Source organism: Rhizobium sp. P2_G2, assembly GCF_056403555.1.
The window spans coordinates 1-1271 of sequence record NZ_JBFUFF010000261.1 but is presented as its reverse complement, the minus strand read 5'-3'; the positions used below and the strand labels follow the sequence as shown (position 1 = coordinate 1271).

Here is a 1271-nt window from a genome sequence, read left to right as displayed (position 1 = left end):
TGACCTGCCACTGAACTTTCATCCAGTGGCGATTAGAGCCTCGGCGGTTCTGGATACGCCACTTGGCGCGGTGGTAGCAACCGGCGGAAACGCGAAGCTTTCATCTTGCGCAGCGTTGGAGCCGGTTGCGGCGAGGGTCCCGGCGTAATCCGCCGGGGTCAGATATCCGAGCGATGAGTGTGGCCGGAATTGGTTGTAGTCTTCGATCCATTCGGCAATAGCGCTTCGGGCGTGATCGAGGCCGAAGAACAGGCTTTCATTGAGCAGCTCGTCGCGCATGCGCCCGTTGAAACTCTCCACATAACCGTTCTGCATCGGCTTTCCGGGCGCGATGTAGTGCCACTCGACCCTGTGGTCTTTCGACCAGGCCAGGATGGCATTCGAGGTGAGTTCTGTGCCGTTGTCGGAGACGATCATGCCGGGTTTGCCGCGTCGTTGGATGAGTGTCGTCAACTCCCTTGCGACGCGACGCCCCGAGATCGAGGTGTCAGGGATAGCCGCCAGGCATTCGCGCGTGACATCATCAACGATGTTGAGCACGCGGAAGCGCCTGCCGCAAACAAACTGATCATGGACGAAATCCAATGACCAGCGAGCGTTGGCCTTTGCCTCGACCAGGATCGGCGCACGCGTGCCGACGGCACGCCGCCGGGCCTTGCGCTTGCGCACGGAAAGTCCTTCCTCGCGGTAAAGACGATAGATGCGATTGACGCCGGACGGCTCTCCATCCCGCCGGAGCAGGATGAACAGCCTCCTGTATCCGAAGCGCCGTCGCTCGTTTGCAAGATCGCGCAGCTTTGCCCGCAGCGCCACCTCTGGCGGCCGGCAGGACCGGTAGCGGATCATCTTGCGGTCCGCGGATATGATCTGGCAGGCYCGCCGTTCCGAAAGACCCATCACGGCCTTCAGATGCGTGACAGCGTCACGCTTGGCGGCAGGCCCTACCATTTTTTTGCCAGAAGCTCGCGAAGTGCGGCTGCATCCAGCATCTGCTCGGCGAGCAACTTCTTCAGCTTGGCATTCTCCTCTTCCAGCGCCTTCAGACGCTTGGCCTCGGACACTTCCATGCCGCCGTATTTGGCTTTCCAATTGTAAAATGTCGCTTCGGAAACTCCGTRCTTGCGGCACAGGTCGGCTACCTTCGCGCCAGCCTCCTGCTCCTTCAGAACCGCAATAATCTGCTCTTCCGTAAATCTCTGCTTCTTCATGCGTCCGTCCTTCAATGGGCCGGACTCTAATCCATTCTGGAGGAAATTACCCGTGGCAGGTCA

The 1271-nt window shown here is 59.7% G+C and carries 1 protein-coding gene; it reads right to left on the bottom strand.

The window, feature by feature from the left end:
• Positions 1 to 18 precede the first annotated feature (18 nt).
• Positions 19 to 1208 (bottom strand): IS3 family transposase gene (locus AC1D06_RS42625; protein ID WP_477991614.1). Its coding sequence is split into 2 segments (ribosomal slippage): positions 19 to 956 and positions 956 to 1208, totalling 1191 coding nucleotides; the frame shifts between segments, so codons are not numbered across the junction.
• Positions 1209 to 1271 lie beyond the last annotated feature (63 nt).